The sequence below is a fragment of the Nocardiopsis sp. NPDC050513 genome (genome assembly GCF_044457925.1).
Taxonomy (GTDB): Bacteria; Actinomycetota; Actinomycetes; order Streptosporangiales; family Streptosporangiaceae; genus Nocardiopsis.
On record NZ_JBITHK010000006.1, the window covers coordinates 330,697 to 347,409 of the forward strand.

General features: G+C 72.0%; 17 protein-coding genes, 1 tRNA gene and 1 other RNA gene. 8 read left to right on the forward strand and 11 right to left on the reverse strand.

Going from position 1 to position 16,713, the window contains the following annotated elements:
- Positions 1–8: 8 nt before the first annotated feature.
- A complete protein-coding gene (locus tag ACIBFB_RS13780; RefSeq protein ID WP_397229813.1) occupies positions 9–1,295 on the forward strand; it encodes a dihydrolipoamide acetyltransferase family protein in 1,287 nt (428 codons plus the stop codon).
- A 106-nt stretch (positions 1,296–1,401) separates the two neighbouring features.
- On the opposite strand, the gene ACIBFB_RS13785 is transcribed toward ACIBFB_RS13780, so the two are convergent.
- Together ACIBFB_RS13785 and ACIBFB_RS13790 are read right to left on the reverse strand one after the other, a co-directional pair.
- Positions 1,402–1,767: a universal stress protein gene (locus ACIBFB_RS13785; RefSeq protein ID WP_397229815.1), complete on the reverse strand. Its 366-nt coding sequence runs from the start codon at positions 1,765–1,767 to the stop codon at positions 1,402–1,404.
- The gene (locus ACIBFB_RS13790) at positions 1,764–3,206 is read right to left on the reverse strand and encodes a sugar porter family MFS transporter (RefSeq protein ID WP_397229817.1); all 1,443 of its coding nucleotides are present in this window, start codon (positions 3,204–3,206) and stop codon (positions 1,764–1,766) included. The genes ACIBFB_RS13785 and ACIBFB_RS13790 overlap by 4 nt, the downstream gene beginning before the upstream one ends.
- A 342-nt stretch (positions 3,207–3,548) precedes the next feature.
- Here ACIBFB_RS13790 and ACIBFB_RS13795 point away from each other — a divergent pair, with 342 nt between their 5' ends.
- Positions 3,549–4,109 (forward strand): HXXEE domain-containing protein, encoded by a 561-nt coding sequence (locus ACIBFB_RS13795; protein ID WP_397229819.1) that lies wholly within the window; start codon positions 3,549–3,551, stop codon positions 4,107–4,109.
- Here the strand turns inward: ACIBFB_RS13795 and ACIBFB_RS13800 are convergent.
- Entirely contained in the window at positions 4,100–4,447 is a 348-nt protein-coding gene (locus ACIBFB_RS13800; protein ID WP_397229821.1) for a PLD nuclease N-terminal domain-containing protein, read from the reverse strand. The two genes, ACIBFB_RS13795 and ACIBFB_RS13800, sit on opposite strands and share 10 nt — an antisense overlap.
- 340 nt (positions 4,448–4,787) lie before the next feature.
- Here ACIBFB_RS13800 and ACIBFB_RS13805 point away from each other — a divergent pair, with 340 nt between their 5' ends.
- Positions 4,788–5,534 (forward strand): GntR family transcriptional regulator, encoded by a 747-nt coding sequence (locus ACIBFB_RS13805; RefSeq protein WP_397229968.1) that lies wholly within the window; start codon positions 4,788–4,790, stop codon positions 5,532–5,534.
- A 73-nt stretch (positions 5,535–5,607) separates the two neighbouring features.
- Here ACIBFB_RS13805 and ACIBFB_RS13810 read toward each other — a convergent pair whose 3' ends face one another.
- The 5 genes from ACIBFB_RS13810 to ACIBFB_RS13830 all read right to left on the reverse strand — a co-directional run bounded on the left by ACIBFB_RS13810 (position 5,608) and on the right by ACIBFB_RS13830 (position 9,739).
- On the reverse strand, positions 5,608–6,666 hold the full coding sequence (locus ACIBFB_RS13810) for an aspartate-semialdehyde dehydrogenase (protein ID WP_397229824.1): 1,059 nt from the start codon (positions 6,664–6,666) through the stop codon (positions 5,608–5,610).
- The gene (locus ACIBFB_RS13815) at positions 6,663–7,934 is read right to left on the reverse strand and encodes an aspartate kinase (RefSeq protein WP_397229826.1); all 1,272 of its coding nucleotides are present in this window, start codon (positions 7,932–7,934) and stop codon (positions 6,663–6,665) included. The genes ACIBFB_RS13810 and ACIBFB_RS13815 overlap by 4 nt, the downstream gene beginning before the upstream one ends.
- A 181-nt stretch (positions 7,935–8,115) precedes the next feature.
- Positions 8,116–8,715, reverse strand: a complete 600-nt coding sequence (gene recR, locus ACIBFB_RS13820; RefSeq protein ID WP_397229828.1) for a recombination mediator RecR — start codon at positions 8,713–8,715, stop codon at positions 8,116–8,118.
- Between the two features lie 188 nt (positions 8,716–8,903).
- Positions 8,904–9,251 carry a YbaB/EbfC family nucleoid-associated protein gene (locus ACIBFB_RS13825; RefSeq protein WP_397229970.1) on the reverse strand — a complete coding sequence of 116 codons (348 nt, stop codon included), beginning with the start codon at positions 9,249–9,251 and terminating at the stop codon, positions 8,904–8,906.
- Positions 9,252–9,262: 11 nt separating this feature from the next.
- Positions 9,263–9,739: a MerR family transcriptional regulator gene (locus ACIBFB_RS13830; protein ID WP_397229830.1), complete on the reverse strand. Its 477-nt coding sequence runs from the start codon at positions 9,737–9,739 to the stop codon at positions 9,263–9,265.
- A gap of 72 nt (positions 9,740–9,811) precedes the next feature.
- On the opposite strand from ACIBFB_RS13830, the gene ACIBFB_RS13835 reads away from it, so the two are divergent.
- Positions 9,812–11,050 carry an alkene reductase gene (locus ACIBFB_RS13835; protein WP_397229832.1) on the forward strand — a complete coding sequence of 413 codons (1,239 nt, stop codon included), beginning with the start codon at positions 9,812–9,814 and terminating at the stop codon, positions 11,048–11,050.
- 105 nt (positions 11,051–11,155) lie between these two features.
- Positions 11,156–12,310 (forward strand): methyltransferase domain-containing protein, encoded by a 1,155-nt coding sequence (locus tag ACIBFB_RS13840; RefSeq protein ID WP_397229972.1) that lies wholly within the window; start codon positions 11,156–11,158, stop codon positions 12,308–12,310.
- A 56-nt stretch (positions 12,311–12,366) separates the two neighbouring features.
- On the opposite strand, the gene ACIBFB_RS13845 is transcribed toward ACIBFB_RS13840, so the two are convergent.
- A complete protein-coding gene (locus tag ACIBFB_RS13845; protein ID WP_397229834.1) occupies positions 12,367–12,558 on the reverse strand; it encodes a DUF6243 family protein in 192 nt (63 codons plus the stop codon).
- 117 nt (positions 12,559–12,675) lie between these two features.
- Between ACIBFB_RS13845 and ACIBFB_RS13850 the strand changes: the two genes are divergently transcribed.
- Positions 12,676–13,290, forward strand: coding sequence for a TetR/AcrR family transcriptional regulator (locus tag ACIBFB_RS13850; RefSeq protein ID WP_397229836.1), 615 nt, complete (start codon positions 12,676–12,678; stop codon positions 13,288–13,290).
- 46 nt (positions 13,291–13,336) lie between these two features.
- Here the strand turns inward: ACIBFB_RS13850 and ACIBFB_RS13855 are convergent, their stop codons facing one another.
- Together ACIBFB_RS13855 and ffs are read right to left on the reverse strand one after the other, a co-directional pair.
- The gene (locus ACIBFB_RS13855) at positions 13,337–15,436 is read right to left on the reverse strand and encodes a DNA polymerase III subunit gamma and tau (protein WP_397229838.1); all 2,100 of its coding nucleotides are present in this window, start codon (positions 15,434–15,436) and stop codon (positions 13,337–13,339) included.
- A 106-nt stretch (positions 15,437–15,542) separates the two neighbouring features.
- An RNA gene (gene ffs / locus ACIBFB_RS13860) (signal recognition particle sRNA small type) lies at positions 15,543–15,638 on the reverse strand.
- Positions 15,639–15,734: 96 nt separating this feature from the next.
- On the opposite strand from ffs, the gene ACIBFB_RS13865 reads away from it, so the two are divergent.
- Positions 15,735–15,822 (forward strand) — tRNA-Ser (locus tag ACIBFB_RS13865).
- 212 nt (positions 15,823–16,034) lie between these two features.
- The gene (locus ACIBFB_RS13870; protein WP_397229840.1) at positions 16,035–16,691 is read left to right on the forward strand and encodes a maleylpyruvate isomerase family mycothiol-dependent enzyme; all 657 of its coding nucleotides are present in this window, start codon (positions 16,035–16,037) and stop codon (positions 16,689–16,691) included.
- The last annotated feature ends 22 nt before the right edge of the window (positions 16,692–16,713 follow it).

Genomic DNA, 16,713 nt, shown 5'->3' on the forward strand with positions numbered 1-16,713 from the left:
TTCCAGTCATGAGCGAAATCCACATGCCACGCCTCTCCGACACCATGGAGGAAGGCGTCATCAGCACCTGGGTCAAGAAGGTGGGCGACAAGGTCGCCTCCGGTGACGTCCTGGTCGAGATCGAGACCGACAAGGCCGTCATGGAGTACGAGGCCTACGAGGACGGCTTCCTGGTGAAGCAGTCCGTGGCCGAGGGTGACACGGTGCCGATCGGCGAGGTCATCGGTGTGATCGGGGACAGCCCCGACGCCGTGCCCGAGGAGTCCGCTCCGGCCGCCCCGGCCCCCGCCGCCGAGGAGGAGCAGGCCGAGGAGAAGGAGGCCGCGGAGAAGGAGGCCGAGGCTCCGGCGCCCGTCGCCGAGGAGTCCGCTCCGGCCGCCCCCTCCGTCGACGGTGAGCGTCCGCGCACCTCCCCGCTGGCCCGCCGGCTGGCCAAGGAGTACGGCCTGGACATCACCAGGATCAAGGGCTCCGGTCCCAAGGGCCGGATCGTGCGCGCCGACATCGAGGCCGCCGCCAAGGCCGGTGTCCCCGAGGCCCCGGCCGCCGCTCCCGCTCCGGCCGCCCCGGCCGCCGCGCCGCAGGCCCCGGCCTTCGACGACGGCCGCGCCTCGGAGGAGCTCAAGGTCGGCAACATCCGCAAGGTGATCGCGCGCCGCCTGACCGAGAGCAAGCAGCAGGTGCCGCACTTCTACCTGCGCCGCACGATCGACGCCGAGGCCCTCAAGGCCTTCCGCGCCCAGATCAACGAGCAGCTGGCGAGCACGGGCGTGAAGGTCAGCTTCAACGACCTCATCGTCAAGGCGTGCGCGACCACGCTGAAGCTGCACCCGGCCGTGAACACCTCCTGGGTGGACGACAAGCTGCTCCAGCACCACCGGGTCAACGTCGGCGTGGCCGTGGCCGTGGAGGCGGGCCTGGTGGTCCCGGTCCTGCACGACACGGACAAGGCGACGCTGTCGGAGATCTCCACCCGCACGCGTGAGCTCGCGGGCAAGGCGCGCGACAACAAGCTCAAGCCGCAGGAGATGAGCGGCGGCACGTTCAGCGTGTCCAACCTGGGCATGTTCGGCGTGGACAGCTTCTCCGCCGTGATCAACCCGCCGGAGGCGGCGATCCTCGCGGTCGGCGCGATGCGCCAGGAGGCCGTGGTCGTGGACGGCGAGGTCGCCGTGCGCAACCGCATCGCCCTGGAGCTGTCGGTGGACCACCGCGCGGTGGACGGCGCCGTGGGCGCGGCCTTCCTCAAGGACCTCGCGGAGATCCTGGAAGAGCCCATGCGGATCATCCTGTAGCACCGCACGAGCGCCCCGCGTTCGAGGACGCCCCGGCCGGAACCCAGCCTCCGGCCGGGGCGGCCGTCGTCCACAGCCTGTGGACGACGGCCGCCCCGACTCACCCTCAGGCGGCCTCCAGGTCGACCTTCACCGCGAGAACGGGGATCGGCGCGTCCAGGAGCAGCCGCTGGCTGACGCTTCCGAGGAGGGCCTTACCCACCGTCGAACGGCGCTTGACCCCGATGACGAGCCGCTGCGCGCCGTACTGTTCGACGGCGTCGAGCACCGCGTCCACCGGGTCGCGGTCGGACCTGCCGTGGCGGTCCAGGACCGTGGTCACCACCCCGTCCGGGAGGAACGAGGCGTCCAGCTGTCGCAGCGCGAGATTGACCACCACGAGGTCGGCGCCGAGGCGCTCCGCCTCGCTCCGGGCCGCCGCGAGGGCGGCGAAACCCTCCGGACTGTCGGGGACGGCGACGAGCACTGTCATCGTGAGGACCTTCCTTCCTTGCTGTGCGCCGCCTTGAACGAGTCCTCGAACTCCTCCAGGGTGACGCCGCGGGTCTCGGGGACGGACGTGGCGATGAAGATGAGGGCGAACACCCCGAGCCCGGCGAAGACGAAGAACGTCGGCGCGATACCCACCGCGCTGACCAGCGGCGGGAACCCGAACGCGACCCCCGCGTTGGCGATCCAGAGGGCGAAGACGCACACGCCCATGGCGAAGCTGCGGATCTTGAGGGGGAAGATCTCCGCCAGCAGCAGCCAGACGAGCGGACCGATCGTGCCCTGCATGGAGAAGACGAAGAGGACGACGAAGGCCAGAATGACGTAGGGCTTGACCGGACCGTCGGGCAGCAGGAGCGCCGAGGCTCCCACGAGCAGGTGGAACAGCGTCGTGAGGGCGAACCCGCCGAGCAGCATGGCACGGCGGTCGAGCTTGTTCATGAGGATCAGCCCGACGGTGACGCCGAGCACGCTGAACAGGCCGTTCGCGGTGTTGGCGATGATCGCCCCCGACGCGGAGAAGCCCGCGTCCTCCAGCAGCTGCGACCCGTAGTACATGATCGAGTTGATCCCGGTGAGCTGCTGGAAGACGCCCAGTCCGACACCGATGAGGAGCAGGCGCCGGATCCACGGCACCGACAGGTCCTTCCACCCGCCGGTCTGCGACTCCTTCTCCTCGTCCGCCAGCGCGCGGACCTCGGCCATCTCGGCCTCGGCGCGCTCGGGGGAGCGGATCTGGCGGAGCACGCCCAGCGCCTGCTCGTCCTGCCCCTGGGAGGAGAGCCAGCGGGGGCTCTCGGGCATCCGCAGCATGCCGATGAACAGGGCGAACGCCGGAAGGACGGCGACCACCAGCATGTAGCGCCACACGGACTCGTGCTCGCCCCAGATGTTGAAGATGACCGCGTTGACCACGAAGGCCGCGAACTGGCCCGCGACGATCATGACCTCGTTGCGGGTGACCAGGGTGCCGCGCCGCTCGTACGGCGAGACCTCGGCGAGGTAGACCGGCACGGTCGTCGAGGCGCCGCCCACCGCGAGGCCGAGGACGAACCGGAAGAGGGCCAGGATCTCCCAGTTCGGGGCGAGGACGCAGCCCAACGTGCCCACGACGAAGATCCCCGCGAGCATCAGGATGTTGTGGCGGCGCCCGTAGCGGTCGGACAGGCGGCCGCCGACGATCGCGCCGACGGCGGCGCCGAAGATGAGGACGCTGACGACGAGGCCCTCGGTGAAGGCGGTGAGCCCGAGGTCCGCCTGCATCGGGGCCAGGGCGCCGTTGATCACGCCGGTGTCGTAGCCGAAGAGCAGACCGCCGAACGTCGCGATGACCGCGATCAGGCCGAGGCGCCTGGAGTGCGGGCCGGGTGCGTCCGGTGGCAGGGATTCGGTGGTCGAACTGGCCACGGGCGTGTGGGCCATCGGGGTTCCTCCATGTCGCTGTGTGCCCAGCGCGGGCGGGCACTCCGTCAGCCGGACCCGCGGCGGGTGAGCGCGGGACCCCGGCGACCGGCGGCGTTGGCGGGCGGGGTTCGACCTGGCGTCGGAGTGCGTCTCCGGGACCGCCGGAGCGCTGGCGCTCCGCTGTGCGAATCCTCATACGGAACGTGATGGAGACGCTAATCACATGACATTAGTATGTCAAGACATAAGGACAAAAACTCCCAGACACCCGTGCGTAACCCCCGGTGGGCCACGGAGCGCCCACGGCCGCGCGCGGGCTTCCCCCGACAGGCGGCGGAGGGCACAACGGGGGACGTGGGGATGGCGCACGAGGACACTGGATCCGGTGCGTCCACGAGGGTTCCCGCCAGCGTGACCTGGGGGCCGCTCGGCGCGTGGATCGTCCACGACGCCGAGGAACCGGTGACGGCCCCCGGCTGGTCGCGACGTGCGCGCCCTCGACTGGAGCGCGCTCCTCCCGGGGCGCCCGGCCGGGTCTGGGACCGGCTCGACCTCCGGCCGGGGCGCGTCGCGACCGCCGTCGGCCCGAGGGGGGCGGTCATGGCGGCGGCCGCCGCGGACGGCGCCAGGACCGGCGGCCGGAGCTGCCTCTACCAGGCCACGCTGGTCGGCTTCGGGCTTCACTCGGCCGCGCACGCCGCCCGGTCCCTGGCCACCCGGGGCCACACTCCGGGGGCGGTCACCGCTCCCCTGGTGGTGGCGCCGTCCTCACTCTGGGCGTGGCGACGGCTGCGCCGGGCCGGAGTGACGGCGCGGACGCCGGTCGGACCCGCACTGCTGTTCCTCCCGGCCGCGCTGGCCGGGGTGCACGGGCTGGCCCGCCTGGTCGACCGGAGGGGCCGCCGCGCGGATCAGGCGTGACCGAGGCCGTTCTGGTTGTCGGGGACGTCGCTGTGCTGGCCGACGCTGGGGGGAGCGGAGTGGCGGGAGCGGTTCTTGGCGATGCCGAGGATGCGGTTCAGGTGGCCCTTGCGGCCGACGACGAACCAGGCCACGGGACCGAGCAGGGGGTACCCGATCTCGAAGATGATCCACAGGAGCTTGCCCCCGCCGGTCGTGTCCGAGTCGAGCAGCGTGGAGACGACCGCGGCGACCAACAGGACCAACAGCGCCAGGGCGAGGACGAGGACGATGACCCCCGCGATCCCGGCCGTCAGGGCGACCTCGGGATCGGTGGTGTCGGCGAGGTGCGTGAACATGACTCTCCCCACATGCGGTGCTGCCACTACCACGTAGGGTAATGACAGATCGTGTTCACTCCCTGACATTCCGTGGCTTTCGGGCGTTTCCCGTGTGCACGGCGTCGTTCCGAATCCACGCCCTCCGGCCGACCGGAAACCACTACTTTCGGGTAGCGGCCCCCACCTGCGCTTTCCACTGCTTTACTGGGCACATGGGCGAGCTTCGGCGAACTGGCAGGTCCACCCCCTCCACCCGGCCCGACGCGGGCCCCCACCCACCCGTCCGCCCCACCGTTCCCCCCTGGGAGCCCAGAGCGGACGCGGTCACGGAGGGTCCGGCGACCGTGGCCGGGTGACCGTGGTCAGGCAGCCCCGGTACCTCTGGCTGGCCGAGCAGCTGCGCGAACCGATCCTGCGCGGCGAGATCTCCCCCGGCACCAGATTGCCCTCGCGCACCCGGCTGGCACGCGCCTACCGCGTCAGCGAACAGATCTCCCGTACCGCGCTCCGCCTCCTGGTCACCGAGGGCCTGGTCGAAGCCAGACCCGGCTCCGGCTACTTCGTCCGCGACGTCCCCGAGGTGTTCCGGCTGTGCCGCACGGACGCCGCCTCCGGTTCGGGTCTCGGCCGACTCAGCCGCGAGCGGTTCGGCACCGAGCAGGAGCCCTGCGTGTCCCCCCTGAGCTCCCGCCTGCGCCTGCGCGACGGTGACCCGGTGTACCGGACCACCCAGCGCGGCCTCTCCGCGCGGGTGCCCATCGCCCTCCACCTCTCCTGGGAGCCCGCCTCCCTCACGGCGGGCACACTGCGCACCCCCTTCGACGCCGCGGTCGACCTCGGGCTGCTCGACCGGCTCAGCGCCGCGGGCCACCCCGTCGACCGGGTGGTCGAGGAGGTGTGCGTCCGGTCGCTCCGCGACGCGGAGGCCACCCTCCTCGGAGCCGCTCCGGGCATGTCGGTGCTGGTCGTGGAACGCACGCACTACAGCGGCGGCCGTCCCGTGGAGACCTCCGACCTGATCGGCGCGGCGGAGCAGTGCCGACTCCTCTACAAGCTCTCCCTCGCCCGACCGCGCCGCTCCGGAGATCCGCGCGGGCGGAGCTGACCCCGCGCCACGACGGCGGTGGCCCGTTCCCGCGCACGGGAACGGGCCACCGCCGTCGTCGGGGCCGGAGGCGTCAGCCGGTGAACTCCTCGGCGACGACCTCGGCGATCTGCGCCGTGTTCAGCGCGGCGCCCTTGCGCAGGTTGTCGCCGCACAGGAACAGGTCGAGGGACTTCGGGTCGTCCAGCGACCGGCGAATACGGCCGACCCAGGTCGGGTCGGTGCCCACGACGTCGGCCGGGGTCGGGAACTCGCCCTTGGCCGGGTCGTCCTGGACCACGACGCCCTCGGCGGAGCGGAGCAGCTCGCGGGCGGCGTCGGCGGTGACCTCCTCGGCGAAGGTCGCGTGCACGGCCAGCGAGTGGGTCGTGATCACCGGGACACGCACACAGGTCGCGGAGACGCGCAGGTCGGGCAGGCCCAGGATCTTGCGGGACTCGTTGCGGACCTTCAGCTCCTCCGACGCCCAGCCGTCCTCCTTGAGCGAACCCGCCCACGGCACGACGTTGTAGGCCAGCGGCGCCGGGAACGGGCCCAGCTCGCCGACGGCGGCGCGCACGTCGCCGGCCTTCTCGGCGATCCCCCGGTCCGCGCTGACCTTGGCCATCTGGTCGCGCAGGGTGTCGATGCCCTCCTGGCCGGCGCCGGAGGCGGCCTGGTAGGAGGCGACCACCAGGTCGGTGACGCCGAAGGCGCGGTGCAGCGCGCCGATCGCGACGATCATCGACAGCGTGGTGCAGTTGGGGTTGCTGATGATGCCGCGCGGGCGGTTGCGGACCTGGTCCGCGTTGACCTCGGGCACCACGAGCGGAACGTCGGCGTCCATCCGGAAGGCGCCGGAGTTGTCCACGGCGACCGCGCCGCGGGCGGCGGCGATCGGCGCCCACTCCTTGGACACCTCGTCCGGGACGTCGAACATGGCCACGTCGACGCCGTCGAAGACCTCGGGCGCCAGAGCCTGCACGACGACGTCCTCGCCGCGCACACGCAGCACCTTGCCCGCACTGCGCGCGGAGGCGATCAGACGGATCTCGCCCCAGACGTTCTCCCGCTGGGTGAGGATGTCGAGCATGACGGTGCCGACGGCGCCGGTGGCCCCGACGACGGCCAGGGTGGGAAGACGGTTGCTCATCGGCCGGTACCTCCGTAGACGACAGCCTCGACCTGCTCGGCGTCGAGCTGGAACTCACTGTGGGCGGCCTGCACGGCCGCGTCGATCTGGGACTCCTCGACGATGACCGAGATGCGGATCTCCGAGGTGGAGATCATCTCGATGTTGGTGCCGGAGCCCGCCACCGCGTCGAAGAACCGCGCGGTGACACCGGGGTAGGAACGCATCCCGGCGCCGATCAGCGACACCTTGCCGACCTTGTCGTCGTAGCGCAGGGACTCGAAGCCGACCTTCTCCTGCACCTTCTTCAGCGAGGAGACGGCGACCTTGCCCGAGTCCTTCGGCACCGTGAAGGAGATGTCGGTGCGGGACGTGGAGACCGCCGACACGTTCTGGACGATCATGTCGATGTTGATCTCGGCGTCCGCGAGCGCCTTGAAGATCGTGGCGGCCTCGCCGACCTTGTCCGGCACGCCGACGACGGTGATCTTGGCTTCGCTCCGGTCGTGGGAGATTCCGGAGATGATCGGCTGTTCCATGCCTTCGCTTTCCTCGACTTCCGAAACGACCCAGGTCCCGGGCTTCTGGCTGAACGATGAGCGGACGTGCAGGGGGATGTTGTACCGCCGCGCGTACTCCACGCACCGCAGGTGCAGGATCTTGGTCCCGCAGGCGGCCATCTCCAGCATCTCCTCGTAGGAGATCTGCGGGATCCGCCGGGCGGAGGGGACGATGCGGGGGTCGGCGGTGAACACCCCGTCGACGTCGCTGTAGATCTCGCAGGCGTCGGCCCGCAGGGCCGCGGCCAGGGCGACCGCCGTGGTGTCCGAACCGCCGCGCCCCAGGGAGGTGATGTCCTTGGTGTCCTGGGAGACGCCCTGGAATCCGGCGACGATGCAGATCGCGCCCTCGTCCACGGCCTCCTGGATGCGGCCCGGCGTCACGTCGATGATCTTCGCGTTGCCGTGCAGCGACGTGGTGATGACACCGGCCTGCGAACCGGTGAAGGACCGGGCCTCGTACCCGAGGTTCTCGATGGCCATCGCCACGAGGGCCATGGACATGCGCTCACCCGCGGTCACGAGCATGTCGAGCTCGCGCGCCGGCGGCATCGGCGTGACCTGGGCGGCTAGGTCCAGCAGCTCGTCGGTCGTGTCGCCCATGGCAGACACGACGACGACGACGTCATATCCCGCCTTTTTCTGAGCGACGATCCGCTGGGCTACTCGCTTGATGGCTTCCGCGTCAGCCACGGAAGACCCACCGTACTTCTGCACGATTAGGGCCACGATCGATGCTCCTGAGGAGTTGGGATCAAGTCAACAGACAATTGGAGTGTAGCCAGCCGCGTTCGGCAAACCCCGTCCGACCTGGGACGGGAGCGCGCGGCGACGTGACACGCCAGCACTCGGGCCTACCCCGAGAACCGGAGGTTACTCGTGTTTCGGTCGGATTACGGCACAGTGTGAGCTAGAACTCGAGGCTGCGACGGCCCTCGAAGGCACGTCCCAGCGTCACCTCGTCGGCGTACTCGAGGTCGCCGCCGACCGGAAGGCCACTGGCCAGGCGCGTCACTTTCAGACCCATCGGTTTGACCAGCCGCGCCAGATAGGTCGCGGTGGCCTCCCCTTCCAGATTGGGGTCGGTCGCCAGGATCAGTTCGGTGACCTGGCCGTCCGCCAGACGGGTCATGAGTTCCTTGACGCGCAGGTCGTCGGGGCCGATGCCCTCGATGGGGCTGATCGCGCCGCCGAGCACGTGGTAGCGGCCGCGGAACTCGCGGGTGCGCTCGATGGCGACGACGTCCTTGGACTCCTCGACGACGCAGATGACGGCGCTGTCACGGCGCGCGTCACGGCAGATACGGCACTGCTCCTCCTCGGCGACGTTGCCGCACACGGAGCAGAAGCGCACCTTCTCCTTCACCTCGACCAACGCGTTGGCGAGGCGTCGGACGTCCGCGTTCTCCGCGGACAGCACGTGGAAGGCGATGCGCTGCGCGCTTTTCGGACCGACGCCGGGCAACCGCCCGAGCTCGTCGATCAGATTCTGCACCGCGCCTTCGTACATCGCCTACCCATTCGGTCGGACCGCGTTCCGGGGGGCGGTCCGTCACCCCGTAGGACCACCGTATCCGGAGCGGCGACCCGCCGCGTACACGGCGGTGCCGCCCTCCGGGCGTCCCGGTGGCCGGGAGACGGCCGTGCGGGGGTGTGCCGTCCGGGCCGAAGCGGAGCGCGGGCCCGAAGGAACTCCGCCTAGAAGCCCGGCAGTCCGGGGATGCCGCCGCCCCCGGGCATCCCGCCCATGCCCTGGGCGAGCGGGCCCATCTTCTCCTGCTGGAGCCGCTCGACCTGGGCCTCGGCGTCGCGGATGGCCGCGAGCACGAGGTCGGCGATGGTCTGGGCGGTCTCCTCGGCGTCGTCCGGGTCCACGGCCTTGGGGTCGACGGTGATGTCCTCGACCTGCCCGCGCCCGTTCAGCTTGACCTGGACCAGGCCGCCGCCGGACGTCCCCTCGACCTCGGCCTCGTCGAGCGCCTGCTGCGCCTCGACCAACTGCTGCTGCATCTGCTGGGCCTGCTGCAGCAGGGCCTGCATGTCCATTCCGCCAGGGTTCACGGCCGCCTCCTCGTCGCACTCGTGGTGCGGGACTTCGCTTGTCGTGTCGCTCTCGCTGTGAGACTAACCGGTCGTCCCGCGCCGCGGGGCGTCCCCGGCCCGGCCGCGGACCGCTCCGGGGCGCCGTCGCGGCGGGCCCCGTCGATGACCGTGTCGAGCGCCGTGAGGCTCCGCTGGAGCCGGTCGATCGAGACCGCGATGCGCTCGCGCTCCTCGCACAGGTTGTCGATGAGGTCGGGCGCCGGGTCACCGCGCTCCCGGGCGTAGAGGCAGGGCAGCAGATTGTGGATGGTGCCGCTGCTCAGGCCCGCGGCGAACAGGCACTGGATGCGATCGACGCGCTCGGGCGCGAGCGGCCCGTACTCGCGGTGCCCGCCGGGCGTGCGGGTGGACGCCAGCAACCCCTGCTCCTCGTAGTACCGCAGCGACCTGGGGCTGACCCCCGTGAGCCGTGCGAGTTCACCGATCCGCATCACACCTCCACCGCGTGATGTGCGCCACAGACACTTGAATCTAACATCAATGTCAAATTCTAGCCTCGTCCCATGACCACGACGACGACGGCCGACGCCGCCACCGCGCACCTGCCCACGACGACCGCCCACCCGCTGCTCACCCCGTACGCGCTGCCCTCGCTGACCCTGCCGAACCGGGTCGTCATGGCGCCGATGACACGGCTGCGCGCCGACCGGAGCGGCGTCCCCCAACCGCTCATGGCGACCTACTACACCCAGCGCGCCGGCGCGGGGCTCATCGTCTCCGAGGGCATCGCCCCGAGCCTCACCGGCCAGCAGTACCTCACCCAGCCGGGACTGTTCACCGAGGAGCAGGCGGCCGGGTGGCGGGCGGTCACCGACGCCTTCCATGCGGGATCCGGCGGAGACCGGACCGCGCCCGAGGGGTCCGGCGGCCCGACCCGCGGCGCGAAGCGCACCCGGGGGCGACCGGGCGGGCGGATGTTCGCCCAGATCATGCACGCCGGACGCAACGGGCACCCCCTCAACCGGCCGGACGGAGGCGTCCCGCTGGCGCCCTCCGCGGTGCCGACCACGGAGCCGGTGCACACGGTCGACGGCAAGGCCGCACCGGTCGCACCGCGCGCGATGACCCTCGACGAGGTGCGCGCCGCCGTCACCGACCACGCCGAGGCCGCCCGCGCGGCGATCCGCGCCGGGTTCGACGGCGTGGAGATCCACGGCGCCAACAGCTACCTGCCGCACCAGTTCCTCGCCGACAACACCAACCTGCGCACCGACCGCTACGGCGGCGGCGCCACCGGGCGCATCCGGTTCGCGGTCGAGGTCGTCGAGGCAGTGGCGGACGCGGTCGGCGCCGAGCGGGTGGGGCTGCGGATCTCGCCCGGCAACCCGGAGTTCGAGATGGTCGAGCGCGACCCCGCCCCCGTCTACCGGGAGCTGCTGGCCGCGATCGACCCCCTGGGCCTGGCCTACCTGCACGTCACCGACGACCCCGACTACCCCGCGCTGGACGACCTGCGCCCCCGTTGGAGTTCCACGCTGGTCGGCAACACCGGGGAGCACGAGGTGACCACCGTCGAGAGCGCGACGCGCCTGATCCGCGAGGGCCGCGCCGACCTGGTGTCGGTCGGCCGCCCCTTCATCACCACGCCCGACCTCGTCGAACGGATCGCCGCCGGGATGCCGTGGTCGCCCGACGCGGAACCGGAACTGCACTACGCGTCGGGCCCCCGCGGCTACGTCGACCACCCGCGCCACGACGGGTGGGGAGCCGTTGACCAGCGACGAACCGAGGGCGAAGAGTAGCCCTTGCGTCACTGTCGGTTGAACGGTCGTCCTGCGGGGCACAAACGTCCCGTTGGTGTCCCGACGGCACCACCGGCATCACCGACAGTCACGGGGGACGACGTGTTGACCGCCAGGGAGCGCCACGCGGCTCTGATCGAGGCGATGATCGCGGACGGCACACTGACCGATCCCGCGCTCATCGACACCTTCCGTGCCGTCCCCCGGCACCGCTTCATCCCCGAGTCCGGCGCCCTGACCCCGCGCGGAACCCCGCTCAGCGCGACCGCCAACCCGGAGCTGTGGCTCGCCGCCGTCTACACGGACAACGCCATCGGCACCCGCTTCGAGGGATCGGACCTCCCCCGGCAGCGCGGCGCTCGGGAACAGCCGTCGAAGCCGGGGAGGTCGGCCACCTCCTCCAGTTCCGCGCCGACGGTGCTGGCCCGCATGCTGGAGCTGGCCGACCTCGCCAACGGCCAGCACGTCCTGGAGGTCGGGACCGGGACCGGGTGGAACACGGCCCTGCTCGCCCACCGCCTGGGCGACCGCGCGGTCACCAGCCTGGAGATCGACTCCCGGGTCGCCGCGGCGGCGCGCGGGACGCTGCGCGCCGAGGGCTACACCCCCGGGGTCGAACACGCCGACGGGTACGAGGGGTGGCCGCCCCGCGCCCCCTACGACCGGATCACGTCCCCCTGCGGAGTGCGGCGCCTTCCCCCCGCCTGGGCGCGGCAGGTCCGTCCGGGCGGGCTGGTCGTCTGCCCGTGGGGGCTGCTGGAGGGGGCCGGGGTGATCGTCCGGCTGGAGCGCGCGGAGGACGGATCCCTGACCGGGACCTTCCACGGCGGGGTGGGGTTCGTCCCGCTGCGGGTGCCGGGGCCGCCCGTCCTGCCGGTGCGGGACTCCGGGCAGCAGCCGGACGAGTACCGGCTCACCCAGATCGACCCGCTGGCGCCGCTGACGGCGTTCGCGTCCGCGTTCGTGCTGTCCCTGCTGGTTCCGGACTGGCGGGTGCGGCGGCGGTGGATCGGCACGGGGTCGGGCGTGTGGGTGTGCGACCAGGCGGGGGAGTCGTGGGTGCGGGTGTACCCGTACGGCACCTCGTGGATGATCGAGCAGGGCGGCCCGCGGAGTATCTGGGACGAGTTCGAGGACGCCCTCGCGGAGTGGGAGCGGCTGGACCGGCCGGAGCCGGAGCGGTTCGGGCTCCTCGTGGACGCCGAGGGCGGGCACCGGGTGTGGTTGGACGCACCCGACGGACCGGGATGGGAGGTGTGACCGCGCGCCGCTCCGGGAGCGCGGTCACGGACGGGGACGGGGCAGCGACCCCGCGGTCACTCCCCGTCCCCGTCCTCCTTCGCCTTCTCGCTCTTCTCCTTGAGTTTGCGCAGGAGTTCGCTCTTCTGGTCCTGGGCCTGGGCGCTGGGGCCGCTCGGACCGCCCTTCTTCCCTCCGCGCAGCGCGCCGCGCGAGACGGTGTTGCGCTGACCGCCCAGTCCGAGGAGGTTGTCGCTGTTCCTGGCCATGGGCTCTCCTCTCCCTCACCGCGGGACCCGGGGTCCCGCCTGCGTACTCGGTCCCTAGGAGAGTAACCAGAATCAAGACGAGACGTCTCGTTCTTTTCTGCGGCTACCGTGGGGCCCATGGACACCCCCACGGACGAGACCAGGGAGAGGCGGGCGCCCGACCCCCGACGCCGCAGCGAGCGTGCGCGGCGCGCCATCCTCGACGCCGCCGCCGAGCTCATCGTCGAGGTCGGCTACGCGAAACTGACCATGGACGCGATCGCCGCCAGGGCGAGAGTCGGCAAGCAGACCATCTACCGCTGGTGGCCCTCCAAGGCCGTCGTGGTCCTCGACGTGTTCGAGCGGATGACGGGCGCGCCGGGCGCCCCGCTGCCGGACACCGGTGACCTGGCCGCCGACCTGCGGACGGTGCTGCACGCCACGGTCGACGAGTTCACCTCTCCCGAGACCGACCGCGTCGCGCGCGCGTTCACGGCCGAGATCCAGCACGACCCCGAGCTCGCCGCGACCGTGGCCGAACGGCTGACGCGACCGAACGACGAGGCCTTCCGGGAGCGGCTGCGCACCGCGCGGCGCGCGGGCCAGATCGACCCGGGACTGGACCTGGACATCGCGTTGGAGCTGGTCACCGCCCCCGTCGCGCGACGGTGGCTGATGCGCACGGCGCCGCTCACCCATGCGTACGTGGACGAACTCCTGGACGCGGCGCTGCGCGCCATCGGTCCGCGCTGAGGACGTCGCCCCGCCGCGCAGCGGCAGTCGGGCGGTGGAGTGCGGGTCAGTCGGCCTGAGCCCCGTGCTCGATCTCCTCGATGACGCGACCGCCCAGCTCGGACTCGATGAGCGAGGCGCCGGCCCCCGAGGGGACCTCCGGCGATCCGCTGTCGGCGGGCTTCGCGGCGGGCTTCCGAACGGGCTCCGGTTCCGGTCGGCGCGCGGGTTCCGGGGCGGAGTTCCCGAACTCCGGCGGGGGCGCGGCCGAGGCGTCCTCGAAGGGGTCCGGCGGCGGCTCCTGGAGACCGGTGACGATCCGGTCCGGCGCCGGGCCGGCCGGAGCGCTCGGCTCGGACGCCGGAGCGGGCTCCGGACGCGCGGGCTCGGGCTGGGCGGGCTGCGGCGCGGGCGGCTCCCAACCGGTGGGCTCGACCGGGCGCGGTGCGGGCTCGGGGCGCCGCGCCGGCCCGCCGCCCTGCCCCGATCCGGCGGCCGCCACGCGCACCTCGACGCCGAGGACCTGCCGGACGGAGTCGGCGACCACCTGGTCGCTGCCGCTGTTGGCGAACCCCTTGGCCTCGTTGGGCCGGTTGAAGCCCAGCAGGACGGTGTTGCCCTCCATCCCGACCGGGCGGACGTCGCTTCCGGTGAGGACCATCCAGGTGAACCGGCGGCGGCCCTTGACCACCTCCAGGATCTGCCCCCAGGCGCCCTGGACGCGGCCCAGGTCCAGCGATCCGCCGGAGGACGGTGCGGCCTGCGGAGCGGACGCGGGGCGCGGCGCGGGGTCGGGGGTCGCCCGCCGCGGCGGCGCGGACCAGTCGTCCGGCTCCGCGGCGGCGCGGGGCGCGGGGCCGGGCGCGGCCGGAGGCGTGGGATCCGGGGCGGGCGCCGGAGCGGCCCTCTCCACCGGTGCGGGCGCGGAGGGGGCGGGCGACGACCGGTGCGCCGGAGCCGGGGCGGGCGGAGCCGCCTGCGGCGCGGCCGGAGCCGCGGCCCCCGAGGCGACGCGTCGCTCCATCTGCTCCAGGCGGGCCAGGAGGGCGGCGCTCTCGGCCCCGTCGGTGCCCGGCAGCAGGACCCGCGAGCACATGAGTTCCAGCAGCAGGCGCGGGGCGGTGGCGCCGCGCATGTCGGTCAGGCCCTGGTTGAGGATCTCGGCGGCCCTGGTGAGCTCGGCCGGTCCGAGACGGGCGGACTGCTCCCGCATCCGCTCGGCGGCCCCGGGATCGGCGTTGACCAGACCCTTGTCCAGAGCGTCGGGGACCGCCGCCAGGATGACCAGGTCGCGGAAGCGCTCCAGCAGATCGGTCGTGAACCTGCGGGGGTCGTGGCCGCCCTCGACGACGCGGTCGATGAGGGAGAACACGGCGGCTCCGTCGCGGGCGCCGAGCGCGTCGACCATGTCGCCGAGCAGGCTGGAGTCGGTGTAGCCGAGCAGGGAGACGGCTCCCTCGCGGGTGATGCCCTCCTCGCCCGAACCGGCGATGAGCTGGTCGAGCACGGAGAGGCCGTCACGGGCGGAACCGGCGCCGGCCCGCACGACCAGCGGCAGCGCGGCCGGGTCGTAGGGGATCCCCTCCTCCTTGAGCAGGTCCTCGAACAGCTCCTTGAGGGTGCTCGGCGGGATGAGGCGGAAGGGGTAGTGGTGGGTGCGCGACCGGATCGTCCCGATGACCTTCTCGGGTTCGGTCGTGGCGAAGACGAACTTCAGGTGCGGCGGGGGTTCCTCGACGAGCTTGAGCAGCGCGTTGAAACCCTCGCGGGTCACCATGTGCGCCTCGTCGATGATGTAGATCTTGTACCGGGAGCTGACCGGGGCGAAGAAGGCGCGTTCCCGCAGGTCGCGGGCGTCGTCGACGCCACCGTGGGAGGCGGCGTCGATCTCGATGACGTCGATGCTGCCACCGCCGTCCGGGGCGAGGGCGACGCAGGAGTCGCAGGCGCCGCAGGGGTCGGGGGTGGGTCCCTCGGCGCAGTTCAGGGAGCGCGCGAGGATACGGGCGCTGGTCGTCTTGCCGCAGCCGCGCGGACCGCTGAAGAGGTAGGCGTGGTTGATCCGGCCGCTGCGCAGCGCCTGGCGCAGCGGATCGGTCACGTGCTCCTGTCCGCGCACCTCACCGAACGTCGCCGGACGGTACTTGCGGTACAGCGCGATGCTCACGGTGTGATCACTCCCCTGGTCCCTGCCACGGGTCCATTCAACCCGCACGCGGCGACAACTCGGACGGGATCGTGGAAAGCCGGGGGCTCGTCCGGGCCCGGAGAAAGAGAAGGACCCCCCGCGCACCCGCCAGAGCCTACTTATCCTTGCTGCCTTCCGGCCCTGGGGAGGTTCGTAGGGTGACGCCGCACGAGGGGTCTGCTCCGAGTGTATCCGAACCCCCGAGTGCCCGGGCAACCCTCCGTGCGCCCTCCACACCCGTTCGAACCACCTCCCTCGAACCTGTAGAGTTGTTCGCGGAGGATTCGCCTAGTGGCCTAGGGCGCACGCTTGGAAAGCGTGTTGAGGGCAACCTCTCAGGGGTTCGAATCCCCTATCCTCCGCCACGGCCCACCAGCCAGAACGAAGCCCCGGAGCGCTCAGCGCCCCGGGGCTTCGTCGTGTGTGGTCTCAGTCAGCCGCCCCCAGGCCTCCAGCCGTCCCCTTCGCACCCCTTCTTCCGCCTTGCTCGACCGCATGGCCGCCCTTGACGGGTTTCAGCGTCTCTGACTGCCTGGAGAGGCTGATGTGCTTTCGTCACCACGGTGGGAGAACCGCGATGGAACACGAGGAATACTGGCGGCTCATCGAGATCGAGCGGCGCGGCGTCGCCGACCTGCTCGACGAGCTGGACGAGGAGCAGTGGGACAGCCCCTCGCTCTGCGCGGGCTGGCGGATTCGTGACGTGGCCGCTCACCTGGCCTACGTGACCGACCCGCCCTCCCCTCTCCGCATGGCCGCGGCCGCCCTGCGCGTCGGAGGGAGCTTCCACAGGCTCAACCACGGCTCCGCGGTCGAACTCGCCGACAGGTTGGGCTCCGGCCTGGCCGACCACCTGCGCCGACAGGCCGGGTCACGGCGCCTCCCGGCGGTGACCAACCACCGCAACACCCTCTTCGACGTCCTCGTCCACGGCCAGGACATCGCCGTACCCCTCGACATCCCCCGGACGATGCCCGTCGACGCCGCTCGGGCGGGCGCCGATCAGGTCTGGTCCATCGGCTTCCCGTTCTCGGCGCGCAAGCGGATGCGGGGGCTCCGGTTCACCGCCGAGGACACGGACTGGACCGTGGGCGAGGGAGCCGAGGTACGCGGCCCCGTCCAGGCACTGCTCATGACCCTCACGGGACGCACCGTGTGCCTCGACCAGCTGAGCGGCCCCGGTGCGCCCGCGGTCGCCGACCGGCTCACCGGAGCGCGCTCCGCCCTTCCCTGAGAAGGCGTGCCCGCCGCCCCCA

Coding starts and splice junctions, on each gene's coding strand:
- ACIBFB_RS13845 (WP_397229834.1), bottom strand. CDS start 12,558: ATGGCCAGGAACAGCGACAACCTCCTCGGACTGGGCGGTCAGCGCAAC.
- ACIBFB_RS13825 (WP_397229970.1), bottom strand. CDS start 9,251: ATGGACATGCAGGCCCTGCTGCAGCAGGCCCAGCAGATGCAGCAGCAG.
- ACIBFB_RS13810 (WP_397229824.1), bottom strand. CDS start 6,666: ATGAGCAACCGTCTTCCCACCCTGGCCGTCGTCGGGGCCACCGGCGCC.
- ACIBFB_RS13790 (WP_397229817.1), bottom strand. CDS start 3,206: ATGGCCCACACGCCCGTGGCCAGTTCGACCACCGAATCCCTGCCACCG.
- ACIBFB_RS13795 (WP_397229819.1), top strand. CDS start 3,549: ATGGCGCACGAGGACACTGGATCCGGTGCGTCCACGAGGGTTCCCGCC.
- ACIBFB_RS13850 (WP_397229836.1), top strand. CDS start 12,676: ATGGACACCCCCACGGACGAGACCAGGGAGAGGCGGGCGCCCGACCCC.
- ACIBFB_RS13785 (WP_397229815.1), bottom strand. CDS start 1,767: ATGACAGTGCTCGTCGCCGTCCCCGACAGTCCGGAGGGTTTCGCCGCC.
- ACIBFB_RS13835 (WP_397229832.1), top strand. CDS start 9,812: ATGACCACGACGACGACGGCCGACGCCGCCACCGCGCACCTGCCCACG.
- ACIBFB_RS13830 (WP_397229830.1), bottom strand. CDS start 9,739: ATGCGGATCGGTGAACTCGCACGGCTCACGGGGGTCAGCCCCAGGTCG.
- recR (WP_397229828.1), bottom strand. CDS start 8,715: ATGTACGAAGGCGCGGTGCAGAATCTGATCGACGAGCTCGGGCGGTTG.
- ACIBFB_RS13800 (WP_397229821.1), bottom strand. CDS start 4,447: ATGTTCACGCACCTCGCCGACACCACCGATCCCGAGGTCGCCCTGACG.
- ACIBFB_RS13870 (WP_397229840.1), top strand. CDS start 16,035: ATGGAACACGAGGAATACTGGCGGCTCATCGAGATCGAGCGGCGCGGC.
- ACIBFB_RS13780 (WP_397229813.1), top strand. CDS start 9: ATGAGCGAAATCCACATGCCACGCCTCTCCGACACCATGGAGGAAGGC.